The 19,186-nt window shown below is 43.0% G+C and carries 21 protein-coding genes, 1 tRNA gene and 1 pseudogene; 11 read left to right on the forward strand and 12 right to left on the reverse strand.

Annotated elements, in window-relative coordinates; all coding sequences use genetic code 11:
- Positions 1 to 4: 4 nt before the first annotated feature.
- The 4 genes from IM475_RS04580 to ftsY all read right to left on the reverse strand — a co-directional run bounded on the left by IM475_RS04580 (position 5) and on the right by ftsY (position 4,055).
- Positions 5 to 1,288 (reverse strand): DUF3086 domain-containing protein, encoded by a 1,284-nt coding sequence (locus tag IM475_RS04580; protein WP_287659589.1) that lies wholly within the window; start codon positions 1,286 to 1,288, stop codon positions 5 to 7.
- An 81-nt stretch (positions 1,289 to 1,369) separates the two neighbouring features.
- Positions 1,370 to 1,786: a DUF3119 family protein gene (locus IM475_RS04585; RefSeq protein ID WP_002777863.1), complete on the reverse strand. Its 417-nt coding sequence runs from the start codon at positions 1,784 to 1,786 to the stop codon at positions 1,370 to 1,372.
- 39 nt (positions 1,787 to 1,825) lie between these two features.
- Entirely contained in the window at positions 1,826 to 2,626 is an 801-nt protein-coding gene (locus tag IM475_RS04590; RefSeq protein ID WP_287726830.1) for a metal ABC transporter ATP-binding protein, read from the reverse strand.
- A 94-nt stretch (positions 2,627 to 2,720) separates the two neighbouring features.
- The gene (gene ftsY, locus IM475_RS04595; protein WP_287726831.1) at positions 2,721 to 4,055 is read right to left on the reverse strand and encodes a signal recognition particle-docking protein FtsY; all 1,335 of its coding nucleotides are present in this window, start codon (positions 4,053 to 4,055) and stop codon (positions 2,721 to 2,723) included.
- 225 nt (positions 4,056 to 4,280) lie between these two features.
- Between ftsY and IM475_RS04600 the strand changes: the two genes are divergently transcribed.
- From IM475_RS04600 to IM475_RS04615, 4 genes are all read left to right on the forward strand, one after another.
- The gene (locus IM475_RS04600) at positions 4,281 to 4,868 is read left to right on the forward strand and encodes a Uma2 family endonuclease (RefSeq protein ID WP_287726832.1); all 588 of its coding nucleotides are present in this window, start codon (positions 4,281 to 4,283) and stop codon (positions 4,866 to 4,868) included.
- A gap of 74 nt (positions 4,869 to 4,942) precedes the next feature.
- A complete protein-coding gene (locus IM475_RS04605; protein WP_287659584.1) occupies positions 4,943 to 5,089 on the forward strand; it encodes a PCP reductase family protein in 147 nt (48 codons plus the stop codon).
- Positions 5,090 to 5,169: 80 nt separating this feature from the next.
- A complete protein-coding gene (locus IM475_RS04610; RefSeq protein WP_103113329.1) occupies positions 5,170 to 5,757 on the forward strand; it encodes a Uma2 family endonuclease in 588 nt (195 codons plus the stop codon).
- 101 nt (positions 5,758 to 5,858) lie between these two features.
- On the forward strand, positions 5,859 to 6,044 hold the full coding sequence (locus tag IM475_RS04615; protein ID WP_002737708.1) for a PCP reductase family protein: 186 nt from the start codon (positions 5,859 to 5,861) through the stop codon (positions 6,042 to 6,044).
- A gap of 4 nt (positions 6,045 to 6,048) precedes the next feature.
- Here the strand turns inward: IM475_RS04615 and moaA are convergent, their stop codons facing one another.
- Positions 6,049 to 7,038: a GTP 3',8-cyclase MoaA gene (moaA, locus tag IM475_RS04620; protein WP_287659583.1), complete on the reverse strand. Its 990-nt coding sequence runs from the start codon at positions 7,036 to 7,038 to the stop codon at positions 6,049 to 6,051.
- Positions 7,039 to 7,333: 295 nt separating this feature from the next.
- Between moaA and IM475_RS04625 the strand changes: the two genes are divergently transcribed.
- Positions 7,334 to 8,677 (forward strand): DUF3370 domain-containing protein, encoded by a 1,344-nt coding sequence (locus tag IM475_RS04625; protein ID WP_287726833.1) that lies wholly within the window; start codon positions 7,334 to 7,336, stop codon positions 8,675 to 8,677.
- Between the two features lie 7 nt (positions 8,678 to 8,684).
- On the opposite strand, the gene IM475_RS04630 is transcribed toward IM475_RS04625, so the two are convergent.
- Positions 8,685 to 9,197 (reverse strand): TolB family protein, encoded by a 513-nt coding sequence (locus IM475_RS04630; protein WP_287726834.1) that lies wholly within the window; start codon positions 9,195 to 9,197, stop codon positions 8,685 to 8,687.
- A 23-nt stretch (positions 9,198 to 9,220) separates the two neighbouring features.
- Positions 9,221 to 9,436 carry a hypothetical protein gene (locus tag IM475_RS04635; RefSeq protein WP_002737387.1) on the reverse strand — a complete coding sequence of 72 codons (216 nt, stop codon included), beginning with the start codon at positions 9,434 to 9,436 and terminating at the stop codon, positions 9,221 to 9,223.
- 262 nt (positions 9,437 to 9,698) lie between these two features.
- On the opposite strand from IM475_RS04635, the gene IM475_RS04640 reads away from it, so the two are divergent.
- Positions 9,699 to 9,772, forward strand: a tRNA-Asp gene (locus IM475_RS04640).
- 85 nt (positions 9,773 to 9,857) lie between these two features.
- On the opposite strand, the gene IM475_RS04645 is transcribed toward IM475_RS04640, so the two are convergent.
- Positions 9,858 to 12,392 (reverse strand): glycogen/starch/alpha-glucan phosphorylase, encoded by a 2,535-nt coding sequence (locus tag IM475_RS04645; RefSeq protein ID WP_287726835.1) that lies wholly within the window; start codon positions 12,390 to 12,392, stop codon positions 9,858 to 9,860.
- 214 nt (positions 12,393 to 12,606) lie between these two features.
- On the opposite strand from IM475_RS04645, the pseudogene IM475_RS04650 reads away from it, so the two are divergent.
- A pseudogene (locus tag IM475_RS04650) lies at positions 12,607 to 12,780 on the forward strand (dihydroflavonol 4-reductase); the annotation flags it as partial.
- Between the two features lie 72 nt (positions 12,781 to 12,852).
- Here the strand turns inward: IM475_RS04650 and crcB (IM475_RS04655) are convergent.
- Positions 12,853 to 13,257: a fluoride efflux transporter CrcB gene (crcB, locus tag IM475_RS04655; RefSeq protein WP_287659579.1), complete on the reverse strand. Its 405-nt coding sequence runs from the start codon at positions 13,255 to 13,257 to the stop codon at positions 12,853 to 12,855.
- A gap of 145 nt (positions 13,258 to 13,402) precedes the next feature.
- Positions 13,403 to 13,792, reverse strand: a complete 390-nt coding sequence (gene crcB, locus IM475_RS04660) for a fluoride efflux transporter CrcB (RefSeq protein WP_159249993.1) — start codon at positions 13,790 to 13,792, stop codon at positions 13,403 to 13,405.
- A 124-nt stretch (positions 13,793 to 13,916) separates the two neighbouring features.
- On the opposite strand from crcB (IM475_RS04660), the gene rsmA reads away from it, so the two are divergent.
- Together rsmA and ispE are read left to right on the forward strand one after the other, a co-directional pair.
- Positions 13,917 to 14,723 carry a 16S rRNA (adenine(1518)-N(6)/adenine(1519)-N(6))-dimethyltransferase RsmA gene (gene rsmA, locus IM475_RS04665; protein ID WP_287726837.1) on the forward strand — a complete coding sequence of 269 codons (807 nt, stop codon included), beginning with the start codon at positions 13,917 to 13,919 and terminating at the stop codon, positions 14,721 to 14,723.
- 17 nt (positions 14,724 to 14,740) lie between these two features.
- Complete coding sequence (gene ispE, locus IM475_RS04670) at positions 14,741 to 15,682, forward strand: 4-(cytidine 5'-diphospho)-2-C-methyl-D-erythritol kinase (protein ID WP_061431700.1); 942 nt, start codon at positions 14,741 to 14,743, stop codon at positions 15,680 to 15,682.
- Positions 15,683 to 15,703: 21 nt separating this feature from the next.
- On the opposite strand, the gene IM475_RS04675 is transcribed toward ispE, so the two are convergent.
- Entirely contained in the window at positions 15,704 to 16,516 is an 813-nt protein-coding gene (locus IM475_RS04675) for an urease accessory protein UreD (protein WP_287726838.1), read from the reverse strand.
- A 3-nt stretch (positions 16,517 to 16,519) separates the two neighbouring features.
- Complete coding sequence (locus IM475_RS04680; protein ID WP_287659575.1) at positions 16,520 to 17,044, reverse strand: hypothetical protein; 525 nt, start codon at positions 17,042 to 17,044, stop codon at positions 16,520 to 16,522.
- Between the two features lie 286 nt (positions 17,045 to 17,330).
- Between IM475_RS04680 and IM475_RS04685 the strand changes: the two genes are divergently transcribed.
- Positions 17,331 to 18,545, forward strand: coding sequence for an AAA family ATPase (locus IM475_RS04685; protein WP_287726839.1), 1,215 nt, complete (start codon positions 17,331 to 17,333; stop codon positions 18,543 to 18,545).
- Positions 18,538 to 19,101, forward strand: a complete 564-nt coding sequence (locus IM475_RS04690) for a DUF4276 family protein (RefSeq protein ID WP_287726840.1) — start codon at positions 18,538 to 18,540, stop codon at positions 19,099 to 19,101. Before IM475_RS04685 ends, IM475_RS04690 begins: the two co-directional genes overlap by 8 nt.
- Positions 19,102 to 19,186: the final 85 nt, after the last annotated feature.

The raw sequence follows: 19,186 nt of genomic DNA on the forward strand, positions 1-19,186 counted from the left end.
TTAGTTAATACCAATAACTAGAACTTTGTTGGGGTTCAGGGGCAAAAGCTAACCAGTAGGGGAATTGTAAAAGAGCGAAATTCAGCCTTTCTTCGGTATCATCGATGATAATGAGCGGTGAATACTTATCGTCGATTAAACGTTCCGCTTTTTGAATTAAAGCTTCGGGAGACTCAAAGAGAACGATGCCGCGGTCCGGTCCAAAATCGGCGCGGGAAATGCCGAGACAATCTTGGAGGCCGCGCCGCCATTCGCCTAAACGTTCGGGACTATTAGCCAGAACGAGAGAACGGAAGCGATCGCCCTGTAATTCCGCCATAATCGAGATAATTGCCGAAGCGACCAGAATATTCTGGAGACGGCTACCCATACCGCGAATCGTACCCCGGCCCCCCTGTTTAAAGAACCACTGTTGCACCCGTTCGGCGTGAATTGGTTCAAAAGTGCGCCGTAATTGCCAAGGGGGACCGTAATAGTCAGGACGACTGCGATAACGGTCTAAAAGAGTTTGGATGCGCTGATTTTGGTCAGAAAAGCCCTGTCTAGGGGTGGATTGCCCCACTGGTTCCGATTCATAACCCGAACGGTTAGAACGACGGGGTTCTTGCCAATTATCCCGGCCCTGGTTACTGGTACGGGGGGGACGGGGACTTTCTTCGCGATCATCCCGGCCTTGACTGCCACGGGATGGGCGCGGGTTTTCCTCCCGTTCAGTCCGCAGGGGAGGTTCCACGGGTCGGGGGGATTTTTCGGGGGTTTCAAAACGGGGTAATTCCAACTGTTCAGCAGCTGCAGCCAAATCCTGTAAACTGCCCACCAGATAGTCTTTAAATCCCTGAACCCGCACGGCTATGTCCTGGGAGACTCCGGCGAAATTACTCCGCATTTCCTGCCGAATACGCTCACGACGGCGTTCTAACTGTTCGATCGCCAATTCTAAAGCCTGTTTGCGTTGTTCTAGGTCTTTTACGCCTTCCTTGAGCATTCTTTCGATTTGAGCTTTGATATCTCCTAGTTCCTCGGCGATCAAGCGTTCTTTTTCCGCTTTTAACGCCGAGATTTCTGCCGCTAGGCTCTGTTTTTGCCGTTCTAGAGCCTCGATTTCCCCCCGCAGGGGTTGCGCCTGCGCTGTGGGAACTAATTCGCCTTCGGGGGCGGTTTCCGATGGCAGGGGATTCTCTACCGGGCGATCATTCCAGAGATCGTCAAAACTAAATTCTTCGACAGATTCATTGGGTAAGTCTGTCATTTTGTCAAGGGGTAAAACATTAAAATCTTCTGAATTCATCGGCTTTAGAAATGCAGAGCGAACAAAGGGCCAAGGCAGGCAATTAAGACGCTATTAGCCAGATTTTATTTTATCTCAATCTTAGTTCGCTTCTGAGTCGATCGCTTGCGATGCTGCTAAAGGATAGTATTTTTCGAGGCACAGTCTCAGGGTTGCGCTGTCAAAGATAATGGGCAAAAAATGAATGCTGTTAATTTCTTTGAAATAAAATAGGATCGGGACTTTGTTCCAGAAAATCCGCCAATTTTGCCATTCTTGGTAGGGAAAGGAGCGAATTTGTTGCCCAGATAGATAGACATCTAGGGAAGTGGGGGTAAACTGGAGACGAATGCGGGTAGTCTGGAACATCAAGAATAGCCCTAACAGGGAGAAAATTATTCCGAGCCAGACCTGTAAAAAGAGTAAAGGCAGCGATAAAATTACCAAAAACAGGGGAATTCGATAGTTAGGAGCCAGTTCGATCGTTCCTGTTACTTCTTGCGGGGAAATAGTTTTCATCGGTGTCCCTATCGGCAGTCAGCCAAAATATCTTCGCTTCTAGTTTATCGCATTGTTTTTCGAGAAGCGATCGAGATAATCGAGACTTGATCGGCGATGATCTGGTGGTGTCATGGCATCATAGAAGGAGACTTTACCCCCATAGGCGCGCCGGAGATTAAAATCGGTTAAGACCTTAGATCGTTGATCGGCGAGGATCAATTCTTTATTTAAGAGGATTAAATCAGCAAAATGGGTGATAGATTCGCCTAAATCATGGTTAACCACCATGATAATTTTATTTTCTTGGGCTAACTCACCAAAGATATTAAAAAGAATCCCCTCAGTTTTTTGATCTACCCCAACGAAAGGTTCATCAAAACAGAAAATCTCCGCTTCTTGGGCCAAAGATCTGGCTAAAAAGACTCTTTGCTGTTGTCCCCCCGACAGCTGACCGAGGGGACGATGGCGTAAATCAGCCATTTCCACCCGTTCTAGGGCATTTAAAGTCTGTTGACGACTAATATGGGAAAAAGGACGAAACCAACCCGTTTTTCTGACTCTCCCCATCATTACCACATCCCAAGCGGTGACGGGATAGGTCCAGTCGATTTGAGATCTTTGGGGAACATAAGCGACTTTATCCAGTTGTTGCTGTAGAGATTGCCCTTGATAGTTAACGGTTCCCTGTTGTACGCGAATTAATCCTAGCATGGCTTTGATCAGGGTACTTTTGCCCGCACCGTTGGGACCGATGATACCTGTTAATCGTCCTGGATGAATTTTCAGGGTGATATCCCGCAGGGCTTCCACGCCGCGATAATATACTCCTAGATGACTAACTGTAATTGTCCTTTGCATAGTTGTTACCCCGAGTCTCCAGTTCTAGCATAACTAAAAATGAGACAATTATGAAGCAACCATGAAAAGATTATGAAAGATAGCCAGGGTGAGATCAATCGCCACTCAGTAAAGCTTCCACGAATTCGTAACTGGAAAAGGGCCGCAGATCCTCGATTCCTTCCCCAGCGCCAACAAAGCGAATCGGTAGGTTAAGCTGACGCGCTACGGCAAGGGCAACACCCCCTTTAGCTGTACCATCGATTTTAGTCAGGATCACGCCGCTTAATTGGGCAGCTTCCGAGAAAACCTCTGCCTGTCGCAGCCCGTTTTGTCCTAAAGTGGCATCGAGAACTAGAAGGGATTCCACCACGGCACTCTCAGCTTTTTTGTCGATAATGCGGCGAATTTTGCTTAATTCTGCCATTAAGTTCTTTTTATTCTGCAATCTTCCCGCCGTATCTACTAAAAGTAATTCTACCTCCCTGGATTTAGCGGCTTCGATGCCATCGTACACCACGGCGGCCGGGTCAGTATTTTTGCCCGGGTTGGCAATTACTTCGACTTGCGATCGCTCTCCCCAAACTTTCACCTGTTCCACGGCGGCAGCGCGAAAGGTGTCGGCAGCGGCGATTATACAACTATAGCCAGATTGTTTAGATAAATGGGCTAATTTGCCGATAGTCGTTGTTTTACCAACTCCGTTAACTCCTGTGAGCATCCAGATATTTAATTTGCCTTTTTCTGGCTCAAAACCGGGGTTGCTATAATTGGCTAAAGGTGCATCTAAAATCTCGCGGATAATTTCTTTGAGATATTCGATCGCTTTTTCGGGGGGCAAAGCTTCCTGTTTTAGCTTATTTTGGAGGGTAGTGATAATATAATCGGTGGCATCTACCCCCACATCGGCCTGAAGCAATAAAGCTTCGATTTCCTCCACCGCATCTTGATTGAGGGGACCCTGACCGACCACGGCCTTAAGCTGATTGACCAAGCTGCGGCGCGTTTTGCCTAAACCCTGACGCAATTTTTTTAACCAGGTGATTTCTTCTTCTGAAACGTCCTCTGCTTGTCGTCCCTGATTGGCTAAAACTTTGGCCGACCAGATAAAATCTTCATCCGGTTCTGTGGGGGTTTCGATGGCGGTTTCTTTAAGAATTTCGAGGCGATCAGATTTTTTCAGCCATGCGGGGGTATTATCCTCGGTTTCTTCTTCTTTAACCGGTTCTTCCTCTTGCAGAGGTTCCGTTTCAGCAATGGATGTTTCAGGGGTTTCGCTCACGACGGCCTCGGCCGTGGCTTTTTTCTCTTGAATATTTTTAAAGGCTTTTTTGGCCCAATCTAAATAGTCTTCCTGACTGGTTGCCTCGCTGGGGGTTTCCTCTACGGGTGCAGGGGGTGCTTGTTCTTGTTCGGGTTGGACTTTCTGACGACGGAACCAGTTAAACATAGGAGAAACTAAACATAAAACTATTTATCTAGTTTATTTTAACCCTTGGCGTGAGCAATTTTGATAGTTATATTTTTAATTGTGGATTTCTCAGCATTTTTTGCCAGAGATTAAGCAAAAAATATGATCCGAGCCACTCAATTGATAACCTTGCTCAAGGATAACTTTGTCTCTTTTTAGAGAAATGCTGTATCCTAGAAAATAGAATAGGAAGGAGAGTCAAAAATGTTAAGCACTACCGAAACTAAATATTATACTCCCGAAGAATATCTCGCCCTAGAGGAAACGTCCGAGGATAAAAATGAATATCGTCAAGGAGAAATTATCCCAATGGTAGGAGCCACCACTAATCACAATCAGATTTGTCTAAATTTTTGCCGTAATTTTCCCTTAAATATCAATAATCAAGATTATTATACCTACATGGAAACGGTGCGTTTATGGCTGTCAGATTATAGCATTTACACCTATCCCGATGTGATGGTGATTCAAGGTCAACCTCTCTATCAAGGTAATAGTCAATCTAACGTGATCAATCCTTTAATTATTGTCGAAGTTCTCTCTAATTCTACCCAAGCTTATGATCGAGGGGATAAGTTTAAATTCTATCGTTCCTTGCCAACTTTTCAAGAATATATTCTGATCGAACAATCTAGTTATAGTGTGGAACGTTACTATAAACAAAAGGATAATCAATGGTTAGTTGATTTCGTCACGGGGGAAAATGCGGTTTTACAATTGGTGTCGGTAGATTGGCAGATTTCTTTGCAAGATTTATATCAAAGAGTCAATTTTGACCTAGCAGAAACCTAAAATTAAGAGAAAGGTGAAAAAGAGTCGCTGTCAAGAGAATCATTATCTCAAAACGGACTACTATTGTTAAATATATGGAAGCTCTAGATTTTTCCGATCAACTACAATGGACTGCAGAAGCAAAAGCAAAACTGAAAAATATTCCCTATTTTGTCCGTTCCCAAGCGCGTCAAAGGATTTCTGAGATATTGAAAATACACTTTTCCGAGCAACTCAATTGATAACCTTGCTCAAGGATAACTTTGTCTCTTTTTAGAGAAATGCTGTATCCTAGAAAATAGAATAGGAAGGAGAGTCAAAAATGTTAAGCGCTACCGAAACTAAATATTATACTCCCGAAGAATATCTAGCTCTGGAGGAAACGTCCGAAGATAAAAATGAATATCGTCAAGGAGAAATTATCCCAATGGTAGGAGCTACCACTAATCACAATCAGATTGCTGGAAACTTCTATCGAAGATTTCCTCTGACTATCAATAATCAAGATTATTATACCTACATGGAAACGGTGCGTTTATGGCTGTCAGATTATAGCATTTACACCTATCCCGATGTGATGGTGATTAAAGGTCAACCTCTCTATCAAGGTAATAGTCAATCTAACGTGATCAATCCTTTAATTATTGTCGAAGTTCTCTCTAATTCTACCCAAGCTTATGATCGAGGGGATAAGTTTAAATTCTATCGTTCTCTGCCAACTTTTCAAGAATATATTCTGATTGAACAATCTAGTTATAGTGTGGAACGTTACTATAAACAAAAAGATGATCAATGGTTAATTGATTTCGTCATGGGGGAAAATGCGGTTTTACAATTGGTGTCGGTGGATTGGCAGATTTCTTTGCAAGATTTATATCAAAGAGTAAATTTTGACCTAGCAGAAAACTAAAATTAAAAGAAAGGTGAAAAAGACTCGCTGTTAAGAAAATCGTTATCTCAAAATAGCTCATCTTTTTTGGTATAATAGACGGACTACTATATGTTAAATCTATGGACGCTCTAGATTTTTCCGATCAACTACAATGGACCGCAGAAGCAAAAGCAAAACTGAAAAATATTCCCTACTTTGTTCGTTCCCAAGCGCGTCAAAGGATAGAAGAATTAGCTCGTCATGCCGGTTCCGATCGAGTTACCGTGGAAATGGTAGAACAGGCTAGAATAGAATTCGGACAGTAGATTTTTAGCCGCCAATTTGCGACATAGTACGGGTATAAATGCCACTTGATGTGCCAGAATCACGCAGTTTAAAGTTTATTTCTGCTTTCAGTTCCATTAATTCCCGCACTCTTTCCCTGATTTCTGCCGGCGAAATTCCTTGACGGAGGGCAGTTTTTAGGTCAATTTGTCCAGTTTCGTTGAGGAGACAGGGACGCAACCAACCATCGGCCGAGAGACGTAGGCGGTTACAGCGATCGCAGAAACACTCCGACATCTGACTAATAAAGCCAATTGTACCCTTAGCCCCCGGAATTTGAAAAACATCGGCTGGACCATTTCCCCGCACTTGACCCTCATTTAAGCCCCATTTTGCCCGAATTCGCCCCCTTAATTCCTCGCTCGCAATCCAAGCTTTTTCTTGAAATAAATCACCGTTACCGATGGGCATAAACTCGATAAAACGGACGTGCCAACGCTTCTCAATGGTCAAAGCCGCTAAATCTTCCACTTCTGCCTCATTTATCCCCGGAATCACCACCACATTCAATTTTAAGGGGTCAAAACCCACCCTCTGGGCCGCTTGAATACCTGCCCAAGTTTTTTGCCAACGACTCCGGCCGCGATTACCGATAATTTTATCGAAAGTGTCGGGGTCGAGGGAGTCTAAACTGATATTAATCCGTCTTAGTCCGGCTTCATACAACATTTCGGCTAAATTGTCAAGTAAATAGCCATTAGTGGTCAAGGCTAAATCGCTAGTGGCAGATAAAGAGGCGATATCGCGCACAATCTCCACTACTTCGGGATGTAAGAGAGGTTCCCCACCAGTAAGGCGAAATTTGCGGAAACCGAGGGGAATAAAGACATTTTTGACTAAAGTAAGAATTTCCTCCCGGGTGAGTAAATCTTGCGGTCGAACATAGGCCAATTCTGCATCTTCAGGCAGACAATACTGACAGCGAAAGTTACAGCGATCGATTAAACTAATCCTGAGATAGTCAATTTGGTTCATGTTCACGGGCAAATACTGTTATAAAACTTCATGAATTTATCATAACAATTCCGGCTCGATCGATATCTAGACATCGGCTACATCTAGATTTTAGTCTATGATGACAATAGATTTCCTCAATGGCAAGGGCAAATAATGATTGGTAAATTTGATAATTTTTCTTGATTGTACTTAACCAAAAAGGTCAGCTAACACCGGCAAGAAATATTAAACAATCCTCTAGATATGGACAAACAGAATACTATCTAAATTGAGCGAGCCAATAATGCTATGATCAAAAATTAATTATCTTGAGATGGTAATTTCTGTGATGTTACCTTTTTTGTTACCCATTGCCCAAACTCCTCCTATTGTAGAAATAATTCGACCGGCGCAGGTGCGTCCTTTACCGAATCAACTAGATCAAGTTCCCGTTTTTAATAGCAATAGTCCCGAATTATTGCTAGGAGAAGGGATTTTGCTTTCCACTTTTCCCCCCCAAGAGAAAAGTTTTCCCTCGGCCCATTTAAATTATGCTTTTCAGGGACGCTTTGATATTTTTGCCCACCATATAGCGAGGGGGAGTTTTCCCGATAATTTACGCACCCTTTATCTGGGTATATTACTCCACAATCCCAGTCCTAATCCCGTGACCGTTAAAATTCTGCAAGGGGCCAGTTATTTGAGTCAACCGGATGCAGCTTTTATCGATTTACCTGCACAAGTGGAAAATAATCAGGGGACGGTTTTTGCCGGGCCGGGAAGTCGGGTAATGGGGGATATTTTAATGGGGCAGCGTCAGGATATTTTTCCCGATAGGATTATTATTCCGGCGGGGGAGAGTTTTATGGTCTTAAATGCGGCGATTCCCGTGCGCGATTTGACTCCCCCTTTAAACGGTAGATCCACTTATCTCCGTCTGGAAAGTGACGGTCTTCTCTACGCTGCTAGTTTAGCTCTTTATGCACCTCTAGACGAAAATGGGCAAGAAAGACCACCAAATCTGACAGAGTGGCAAAATTTGCTGGAAAAAGGCGATTTATCGACTCCGCGGGATCGAGCGCCCACTCCTCCCCATAGTCAAGGACAGATAATTTATGGACGGGTAGCGGGGGTGTCCCAAGGTTCAGCTTGGCCAGCCCGATTGGTCGATCGAGCTTCTTTATGGTTAAATATTCCTGATTCTGGTCAATCTATAGCCTATGGGATTAGCACTCTACCCGGAGGCAAACTGGGAACGGAACAAAATCAAAGTGCTAGTATGTTAGTTCGCTATCCCGATACGGCCTATCAAGCTCATGGTAATTACGGTGTGGAATATAGGTTAAGTTTACCTCTATTTAATCGAAGTGATGAGGCGAAAACGGTGACTATTGCGCTAGAAACACCGATTAAAGAGAATATTATCGGTCAGGGTTTGCGTTTTCTCGATCCGGCTGCCCCACAAGTGTTTTTTCGGGGAACAGTAGCCGTCAATTATAGCGATGACCAGGGACAGGCACAAAGCCGATTTTTCCATCTCGTCCAAAGACGCGGACAAGAGGGGCAACCTTTAGTGACTCTGACTATTCCTCCCGGGGATTGGCGTGTAGTACAGGTAAATTTTTTATATCCACCAGATGCAACCCCTCCGCAAGTTTTAACGATTAAGACCGAGTAGAACAAGTTTAAAATTGGCCGTTAACGATCGCAATATTCCATTGACCGTCTTGGTTGGTTTCAAAGGCAATTTGGCGACCATCACCGCTAATGGTGGGATTACGGACGCTTCCCCGCAGGTTAGCGGTTAACAGGGTTGCACGGGACAGGGAACGATCATAAACCATGACATCACTCTTGCCGCGTTCGCTGGAGATATAGGCAATTAAACGACCGTCAGCATTCAGAGATGGCTGATCTTGGCTAGAATCGCCACGATTTAGGTTAGGGAGATTAACTAAGCGCTTTTCTTGCAGATCGAATAAATATATACTACGACGACCGGAGCGATCGGAAGCGAAGGCTAAATAGCGACCATCAGCACTATAACTGGGGAATTGATCGGGAGCAAAACTATTTAAACCACCGGCGGGAACTTGAGGAGTGATCAAAAGAGGGGAATTACAGCCACTTATCCCCGATAACAGCCCAAAAGAGGCCAAAAATCGCCCCAGCCAGACAAAAAATTTTTTTTCTTTCATCTTGACTTTTGACCCCAAATGTGCTAGTAACTTTCTTCCTTGCCGACGGTTTTGAGGGTAAGTAGTTGATTGCCTTGACTGAGACTATCGGCGATCGCTTCTCGAATCGGCAGGTCAATACTGGTTTCAGCGAGGATTTCTTGGGCTTTTTGCCGCAAATCTGCCCCAGTATCGGCATCTACTTGGTCTAGATCGAGTAATTCTTGCGATAGCTGTTCGATCGAATTCGGGTTAGTCATAGCTCAGGCTCCCAACAAGCTTAATTACAATCCCATTGTAAAGAGGGTCTATCCCTAATTGGGGATTTTTTGGCTTTAATTCAGTATTGATAAGCTGTTCGTAATTTAAATTGCTTGTTGAGATCAGGCGGTCGGCAGGAGGCAGGAGATTATTTTTATTTATTCTCCCCACTCCCCTCTCCCCACTCCCCCAAAAAAATTTTCCCAGAGGTGCTTGACATAACCCTGATGATGAAGTTACAATCAGAAATGTGGCAAAAATGGGATTGTAGTTCAATTGGTTAGAGCACCGCCCTGTCACGGCGGAAGTTGCGGGTTCGAGCCCCGTCAATCCCGTAAAAATCTAGATTAGAGTCGCCCAGGGCCGGTTAACCTGTGGGCAGTAGGATAAATAAACAAGCTCCTACTGCCTAGATTGGTTCTAATTTACCGATAAACCGGCATTAGCTTGAATATAATCGGGTAATTCAATCTTTACCGGTTGTACCCGCCAGATTTCCTCGCAATATTCCCGAATCGATCGATCGCTAGAGAATTTACCCATGCGGGCTACATTAAGAATTGCTAAACGACTCCAATGTTCTTGATCTTTATAGGCGCTACCGACTCCTTCCTGACAATCGATATAGGATTGATAATCGGCCAGTAACATATAGGGATCATTGTAGATAAGATTATCCACAAGCGGGCGGAATAAACTACTATCACCCCGGCTAAAAAATCCCGAACCAATGAGGTCTAATACTGCCCGCAATTCTTCGTTATGGTAATAGTATTCTTGGGGATTATAACCGGCGGCTTTTTTAGCATAAACCTCCTCGGTTGTCAAGCCAAAAAGAAAGAAATTTTCCGCCCCCACCTCTTCACGAATTTCGATATTTGCCCCATCGAGAGTGCCGATAGTTAAGGCCCCATTCATGGAGAATTTCATATTACCAGTTCCCGAAGCTTCTTTCCCAGCCGTGGAAATTTGTTCAGACAAGTCGGCAGCCGGATAAACCCGTTGACCGAAGGTGACATTATAATCGGGTAGGAAAACCACTTTTAACCGTCCTCCAATTGTCGGATCATTATCGATCACTTCTGCCACAGAATTAATCAATTTAATGATTAATTTCGCCATAAAGTAACCCGGGGCTGCCTTACCACCGAAAATAAAGGTACGGGGGGTAATATCGAGATTGTGATTATTTTTGAGGCGATGATAGAGAGTGACGATATGTAAAACGTTGAGATGTTGCCGTTTATATTCGTGAATGCGTTTTACCTGCACATCAAAGAGGGTACTAGGATCAACTTTAATACCGACTTTTTTATCGATATAATTGGCTAAATCTGCCTTAATATCGTATTTAATTCGTCGCCAAGAGTCCCGAAATCCTCCATCATCGACATAGTTTTCTAAACCGCGTAAATCCTCCAGATGTTTAATCCAATTTTCGCCGATTTTTTCGGTAATGGCAAAAGTTAAGCGGGGATTACTAGAAACTATCCAGCGCCGGGGAGTAACTCCATTGGTTTTGTTGCTAAACTTTTCGGGAAAGAGTTCATAGAAGTCGCGCAGAACATCTTTTTTAAGTAATTCTGTATGGAGGGCTGCCACCCCATTAATTGCCTGGGAACCCACACAGGCGAGGTGAGCCATACGGACGTATTTTTCGCCGCTTTCATCGATTATAGACAAACGGGACATTTTGCCGTCATCATGGGGATAAATAATGCGAATTTTATCCAAGAAACGATAGTTAATTTCATAGATAATTTCCATTAATCGGGGGAAAAGACGACCAAAAATACTCAAAGGCCATTTTTCTAAAGCTTCTGGCAAAAGAGTATGATTAGTATAGGCGAAGGTATTTTGAGTAATAAACCAAGCTTTATCCCAATCGAAATGATGCACGTCAATTAACAAGCGCATTAACTCTGCTACTCCGACGGAAGGGTGAGTATCATTCAATTGTACCGACCATTTTTGATGAAAATTATCGAGACTGGGGTTCTCATGTAAGTGAATACGAATCAGATCCTGTAAGGAACAGGAAACAAAGAAATATTGCTGTTCTAAACGTAGTTCTTTGCCCTGAATTGGCTCATCGTTAGGATAGAGAACTTTACTGATATTTTCCGAGTGAACTTTATTATCCACCGCACCGTAATAATCGCCACGATTAAAGCGACCAAAATCAAAAGATTCACAAGCTTCTGATTTCCAGAGACGCATGGTATTAGCGGTGTTAACTCGATAGCCGAGAATTGGGGTATCATAGGGAATTCCTTTGACTACATAATCGGGAATCCAATGACTGCGATAATTACCATTTTCGTCGGTATAGGATTCGGTATAACCGCCAAATTTTACCTCTACCGATGATTCTGGTCGGGCAATTTCCCAGGGATTTCCATACTGTAACCACTTATCGGTTATTTCTACCTGCCAACCGTCGTGAATTTCTTGATCAAAGATACCAAATTCGTAGCGAATACCGTAACCAATAGCCGGAATTTCTAGGGTAGAAAGGGAATCCAGATAACAGGCAGCTAAACGACCTAAACCACCATTTCCTAACCCCGGTTCTTCTTCTTGGGCAATTAATTCTTCTAGTTTTAATCCCGATTCGCTTACAGCTTTCTCGACTTGTTTGTAGATGCCGAGATTAATTAAATTATTAGCTAAATGGGGACCGACTAAAAATTCGGCCGAGAGATAACAAACGGTTCTGACATCTTTTTTTAGATAGGTTTGTTGGGTGGTTAACCAGCGCTGCAATAAACGATCGCGGATTGTATAGGCCAGGGCCATATAAAGATCGTTTTTGCTGGCTAATTCCGGTAATTTAGCTTGAATATAGAGTAAATTATCCCTTAAAGCCCGTCGGATAGTTTCTGTGTCTAATCCTGTTCTGTCGTCTTCGATGATAATCGGACAAACAAAAGTTGACTCTGGAGATGGATTCATAGGAGCATTTTTACTGAAGATTTACTGCTCTTAGTCTAAAATAACCCGACCCCAAATTGTATCAAGAAAAGCTTAAATATTGACTAAGATTAAGGTATAGTAATAATAAAGTTAAGGTGATTAAATTTCAATTACCGATAGGAAGTTAAAATAGGGGAAAGTCTGAGCAATGGGTGCTTTTGTGACGGGTGGAACGGGTTTTATCGGGGCGATAATCTTGGGAAAATTGCCCTCTATACCCCTTGATGGCGTGAAAATGTCAAAACAGTCCATGTACTACGATTCCTCGAAGGCAGTGCAAGAACTAGGCTTACCCCAATCGCCGATTAGACAAGCTTTAGCTGATGCTGTCAATTGGTTTCAAACCCATGGAGACATTACCTATTAAGACTGAGTAGGAAAGGAAAAAGATAGTCTCAATTGTGCTGAGATATTTATCTATTTTTGCGCCCTTAATAATTCATCTAGGAAAACCCGTTCTTGCTAAAATAACTCCAATTTTAAGCGCAATCATCCCCCCAAGAACACTGCCCAACCAGTAAATTAAACCGAAAGTCATGTTTCCCTGCTCTAAAAACTTGTTAACCTCCAAACTATAGGCGGAAAAAGTTGTATAGGAACCACAAAAACCCGTGGCAAGCATCAATCCTAATTCTGGGGCAATTATGCGAATATTTTCCCTAACTATAGTAAAGATATAAGCAATAATTAAACAGCCAGAAACATTAACAAAAAATGTCCCCAAAAATTGCCATTCTTGACCGAAAATACTTTCAACTAATTTCGCAATATAAAAACGACTCAAAGCCCCAAAAATAGCCCCAATCGCCACGAATAAACCATAACGTCCCCTGAAGAAGTTCATGCTGTCTCTCCTGCCCTTCAATAGTCAATAAATTGGAGAATTAAGTAGCTGGTTATAATTAAATTAAAAATGGATTTTAGGTTCGATCCCCCCTTAATCCCCCCTTGATAAGGGGGGCATCTGATAGTTTTTAACGCCTACCTACTTAACCTAGAAAAACTTGGGCAATAGCTGCCCCGATTCTCACGGCAATCAATCCGAAAATGATACTAGCAACGGCAAAAAAAAGACTGAGAAAATTTTGCTGATTGCGCCAGAGAATCAAGATATCTAAACTATAGGTAGAAAAGGTGGTATAAGCTCCTAAAAATCCCGTCCTAACCATTAAATCTAGTGCGTGGGAATAAAAGGGAAAACTGGGTAAAATAGCCCAAAAAAAGCCGATAGCTAGACAGCCAGTTAAATTAATAATAAAGGTTCCATAGGGAAAGCGCAAGCCGAATTTTGCTTTTGTCCATTCGGTAATATGATAACGAGATAACGCCCCCGGAACCGCTCCGGCTACAATTGCGAAAACATCGTTCAAATCTGACATTGTCTCTAATTTTTTTGCTATCTTTGTCTAGGCTCTATGATAATTGATGCGGTTATCGATCGCATGGCCTATATTTTCAGGGGTGTTATTGTCGAGGACAACCCTCTGATTTTAAAATAGAGGTATGAAAATTCAACCGCGTAAACGTTTTGGACAACATTGGTTAAAAGATGAATCGATACTCGATCGCATCATCGGCGCTGCTAATTTACAATCAGAGGATCGGGTATTAGAAATCGGCCCTGGTACAGGTATTTTAACCCGTCGTCTTCTCGATGGAGCTCAATTGGTTGTCGCTGTAGAAATCGATCGAGATCTATGGACAATTTTAAATAAAAAATTCGGCCAACAAGATAACTTTGATCTCATCCCGGGCGACTTTCTTAGCCTTAAACCGGAGCAACTGCCGCCAGTTAATAAAGTAGTGGCTAATATCCCCTATAATATCACCGGTCCGATCCTAGAAAAGCTGCTCGGTTCGATCGCCCATCCCTTCACCCCCCCGTACCAGAGTATTACCCTCTTAGTCCAGAAAGAAGTCGCCGAAAGATTAGTCGCTGTCCCCTCCACCAAAGCTTACAGCGCTCTCAGCGTCCGCATTCAATACCTTGCCGATTGTCAATGGATTTGTGATGTCCCCCGGCGAGCCTTTTCCCCACCTCCCCGGGTGGATTCGGCGGTAATTCAGCTTTTACCCCGTGTTTTGCCGAATAATGTCAGTAATGCTGCCTTTTTGTCCACTTTAATTAGCTGGGGTTTTGCCAACCGGCGCAAAATGTTACGCAATAATCTAAAAAATTGTCTGGATAGCGATCGATTAAGCCAAATCCTGACACAATTAGAAATTAATCCCCTCGCTCGCGCCGAAGATCTCAGTTTATCGCAATGGATTGACTTGGCGGAAAAATTAGGTCAATTGCCAAAATTTTAGATTTTTTTCCTTGACAAATGCACAGTTATACCCTTCTAGCCCCCGCTAAAATTAATTTATATCTAGAAATCGTTGGCGATCGCCCTGATGGTTTCCACGAGTTAGTCATGGTGATGCAGACGGTGGCATTATGCGATCGCATCACTCTCCGGCCCAACGGATTGCAGGAATTCCGTCTCTTTTGCCATCATCCCCTCGTCCCCCAAGATAGCAGTAATCTCGCCCATCGGGCTGCCACTTTGATGGCGAGGGAATTCCCCCGCATCTTTGCTAATTACGGCGGCATCGATATCAGCATCGACAAATATATTCCCGTGGCTGCCGGTTTAGCGGGGGGGTCCACCAACGCGGCGGCGGTGTTAGTCGGTATCGATTTAATCTGGGAATTAGGCTTAACCCGTCCGGAATTAGAAACTTTAGCGGCAAGATTGGGCTCCGATACTTCCTTTTGTGTGACAGGAGGAACGGTTATCTGTACGGGAAGGGGAGAAATTCTCGATCCTATCGCTCCTCTGACCGGATTATGGGTGATTTTAGCCAAATACGATCATTTATCCGTTTCTACACCCTGGGCCTACCAAAGCTATCGGCAAAAATTTCAGGATACCTATCTGTCTTCTCCAGAGGAATTTCATCACCGTCGTCAGCAGGTGAGTTCCGGGGCTTTGGTACAAGCGATCGCCCAGAAAAAACCGGCCGCTATCGGCAAATTTATCCACAATGACCTCGAAAAGGTGGTTTTACCCGAATTTCCCCTCGTAGCCGAGTTAAGACAGGTTCTAGGGGATTTAGGCGGCTTGGGAACGATGATGTCAGGCTCTGGTCCCACGGTTTTTACTCTCTGTTCATCTCAGGAAGTGGCGGAAACTATCGTTAAAGAGGCCCGGGAAATTCTCGTCGCTCCCGATCTACAATTTTGGATAGCTCCAATCACCGATACAGGCATTCAAGTGACTTGAGAAAATGATAATTAACCGCCTTTACCAAGATAACCAAACTCGCGGAATAATTGCCTCTCGATCGCTCATTTCTCGCCTTAAAATTTGCCAAACCTGCTGAAACCATTGTCGCACTTCACCGCTAGAATTACCCCGATAACGACATAAAAGACCATCTCCTAAAGTGCTAGTAACTCCCCTCTCTCCTTCTAGGGAAAAATCTCTCACTTTCTCAATTAAATTTCTTCCCACTGGTTGACCGATATAAACCAATGTACCGATCAGGGCGCTATCATTTAAACCGGAAAATCCCTCGATCATTTTACCACCCAACAGGAAGGATCGATCAAGCCACAAAGGTTCTCCTGATCGCCAAATTTCCCAATTAGAATGCCATTCTCCCGCTAAAAATTTCTCGCCTCGCGCACTGCGACCAAAACGGGTAATTTCCCATCCCAACCAACTGCTATTTTCCCCTAAATCCACTCGTAAATGTTGGCGAAATACCGCACCATTAAAGATAATTGTTTCTTGGGGTAGCCATTCTAAACCGGCATTGTCATCGATTTTAATCTCGATGAATTGCTGGGCTATCTGACCATTACTCTGGTAAACTTTTCCAGCAGAAGCAGTGGTAATCAGGGCATTAGTAGCGGCTTGGAGATGAATTTTTTGTCGCAGAACATCACCACCAACTATTCCCCCCGCCGTGTGTAAAATCACCGTATGACAAAGGTTTTTTCCTTCGGGATAAAAGGGTCTTTGTACTTTTAAAGGGGCGGTAGTATAGACGTGATTAATCTGGGTTGCGAGATTTTTTTGCGTGTAAATTAGTTCTAGGTTTCCCTGCCACATTATTTATTGATCCTCAGTCATGGTTTCTAGAAATTGCCGATAATTTTCAGGACTGAGATTAATTTTAACTTCTATTTGCTGTTCTTTATCCCTGAACAGTAAAATATATTCACTTTCCGCTTTTTTGCCGACTAGGAGAGGATTTTTTAGCTCGAATTTTTGATAAACTAGATGTGGTTTCGTCACCCGAATAACTAAACTAGCTTGGGATTGGGGATAAATGTATAATCGCTCCTGTTCCCGATCTAAAATTAATTGTTTAGGTGTCATGCTTCTTTCGTCAGCAAAAGTAGATTTATGCCAATAGAGGGTAATCCCCCGAATTTGGGGCATTTGAATGCTAAATTTTTCATCAAAACCTTGCTGCTCCCAATTAATATCTTCCAGAGAGCCAGTATCGGGAATTAAACGCTGTTGCCAGAAGACTTCCTTAAGATTTAAATCTTGCCACCATTGGCTAATAATTTGGAAATTCTCCAGATTATCGGGGTTGGGATTGGCACTTTGCCAGAGGAGAGAAGTAAGCATTTTGGGGGAATTTTTGCGCTGGGAAAATCAGGTTAATAGTCTTCGCTGGAGTTAAGGGATCATTAATCTCAATTATCATCGATTCTCGAGCTGCCGATCAGTCCATAATATTAACTCTTGATCGCATTTTTATTTTATCCTAAATTATCGAGGAAAAAACTGCTAAAAGTGGTCTTCATCTGCGATCGCCAGCCACCAGCCCAGAAAACTGAGGGAAGATCAGATAGATTGGATATAATTAACTAATAAAGCCCTGTATGGTCCCAAAAACTAGAATTGTTTTAATATGAACCAGCCTAGACTATTATCTTTTACCCTCGATGGTTGGGGTGTGCTAGGTGGTCCAGTTTCCCTATCCCTAGTTAACCAAGTTGGGGTATTAGTGGGGAGAAACGGTGCGGGGAAATCCGCTATCCTAGAAGGATTTGAAGCCATCTCATCCTGTGCTATCGGTAGATCGATCGGCTCTCGGATGATTGACAGTGATAGCATTCCCTCAATTTTGCAGGTTGAAATTCTAACACCGACTAACCGGCGCTTAGGATACAGGTATGAGCTAATCATCCCCTTTTCTATGGACGATCTAGATACAGACATAGATGATACCACTAACGATAATTCCTTGGAAAATTCCTTTTCTTGGAATGATTCTTGTCAGTATATTGATGGATATCAAGAACTTCTCTGGAAAACCGAATTTGGACTAACAAGCTTTAATAATAATGGTGAGCCAATATTTGCTATTCTTGGCAATACTACCTCGCTGCGACAGTCAAATATACCTGGAAATTCATCGCTAAATTTACCTCCAGAAATGCAGTGGGTTTATGCTATTTTAAAAGGGATTCGTCTTCTTGGCAAAGCTCCTATCCGTCGCACATCAAGACGACAGCCTTCTTTATTAAAGGTGACAAGTAAGAAGATTTCTGCCAGTCGATTTGATCTAGCAGATACTCTAGCTCGGAGAATATTTCGTTGGGTGGGTACGGATGATTTTGATGAACTAGAAAATGTTTGTCAACGAATAAGACTTGCCAAGAAAATCACTGTGCAGAAGTTCGTTTTGAGTGAGCATTCTGGACAGACAGTCCAAGATAAAGACGAAGAGTACATCGCTTCAGTATTATTAGATGGAGTCAATATTGGATTACTCTCCGATGGCACCTTGCGAGTTTTATCAATTCTGATCGAAATAATTGCTCACCATCCTAATGCAACAACCATAATTGAGGAGCCAGAAACACAAATACATCCCGCAATGTTAGCAAAATTGTTAAATGAAATTAAATCCTATACTTGGGCTGAACATTTAATTATATCAACTCATTCACCACAAGTAGTAGCTTGGACAAAGCCAGAAAATATTAGCTTAGTTTATCGTAACCAGGGACGGACAAGTGTTAGGAAACTAGAAGAAGGAGAGATTGAAAAAGTTGTCGAGTACCTCTGTGAAGAAGGAGATTTAGGAGACTGGATTTACAGTGGTATTCTCGATGAGTAGTAACTTGATCGCCATAATTGCCGAAGATGAGACGGACTGCGATGTGTTTCGTCAAATTATCCATCGCGTGCTGGGGACAAATACTAGGACAAAATCTTGGGCATCTAAATCCTCTAGTACATTAAAGAGAAAACTGTCAGCAAAACTTAAAGTGATGACAAGGGAAGGATGTGATGCTTTTATCATTGTTCATGATTTAGATCGTAATCCCAAGAATAACTCTCTTAACGATGAAAAACGATTGCGAGATCACTTAGAATTAAGCTGTTCTAATATTAATGGTATCAGGAAATATATCTGCATACCAATAGAAGAACTAGAGGCTTGGTTTTGGTCTGATCCAGAAGTTGTTAAATATGTGGGACGAGGCAAGGGAAAAGCTCACCCAAACCCTCACCTAATTATCAAACCGAAAGAAGAATTGATCAAATTGTCAATCGGTGAAAATAGAAAACCCCGTTATAGTACCAACATGAATCTTGAACTAGCCCAAAAGCTAAATTTAACGTCAGTTCGGGATAAGGGAGGAAAGAAAAGGCGGGGGCTAGTAAGCTGAAAAATATATAAACTCAGCACCCCCAACCCATCTATGTCTAGTCTAGAAGCTCTTTTCTGTCATGTCGACGACTTCTGCCGTGTAT

The organism is Microcystis sp. M061S2, from assembly GCF_020245605.1.
Taxonomy (GTDB): domain Bacteria; phylum Cyanobacteriota; class Cyanobacteriia; order Cyanobacteriales; family Microcystaceae; genus Microcystis.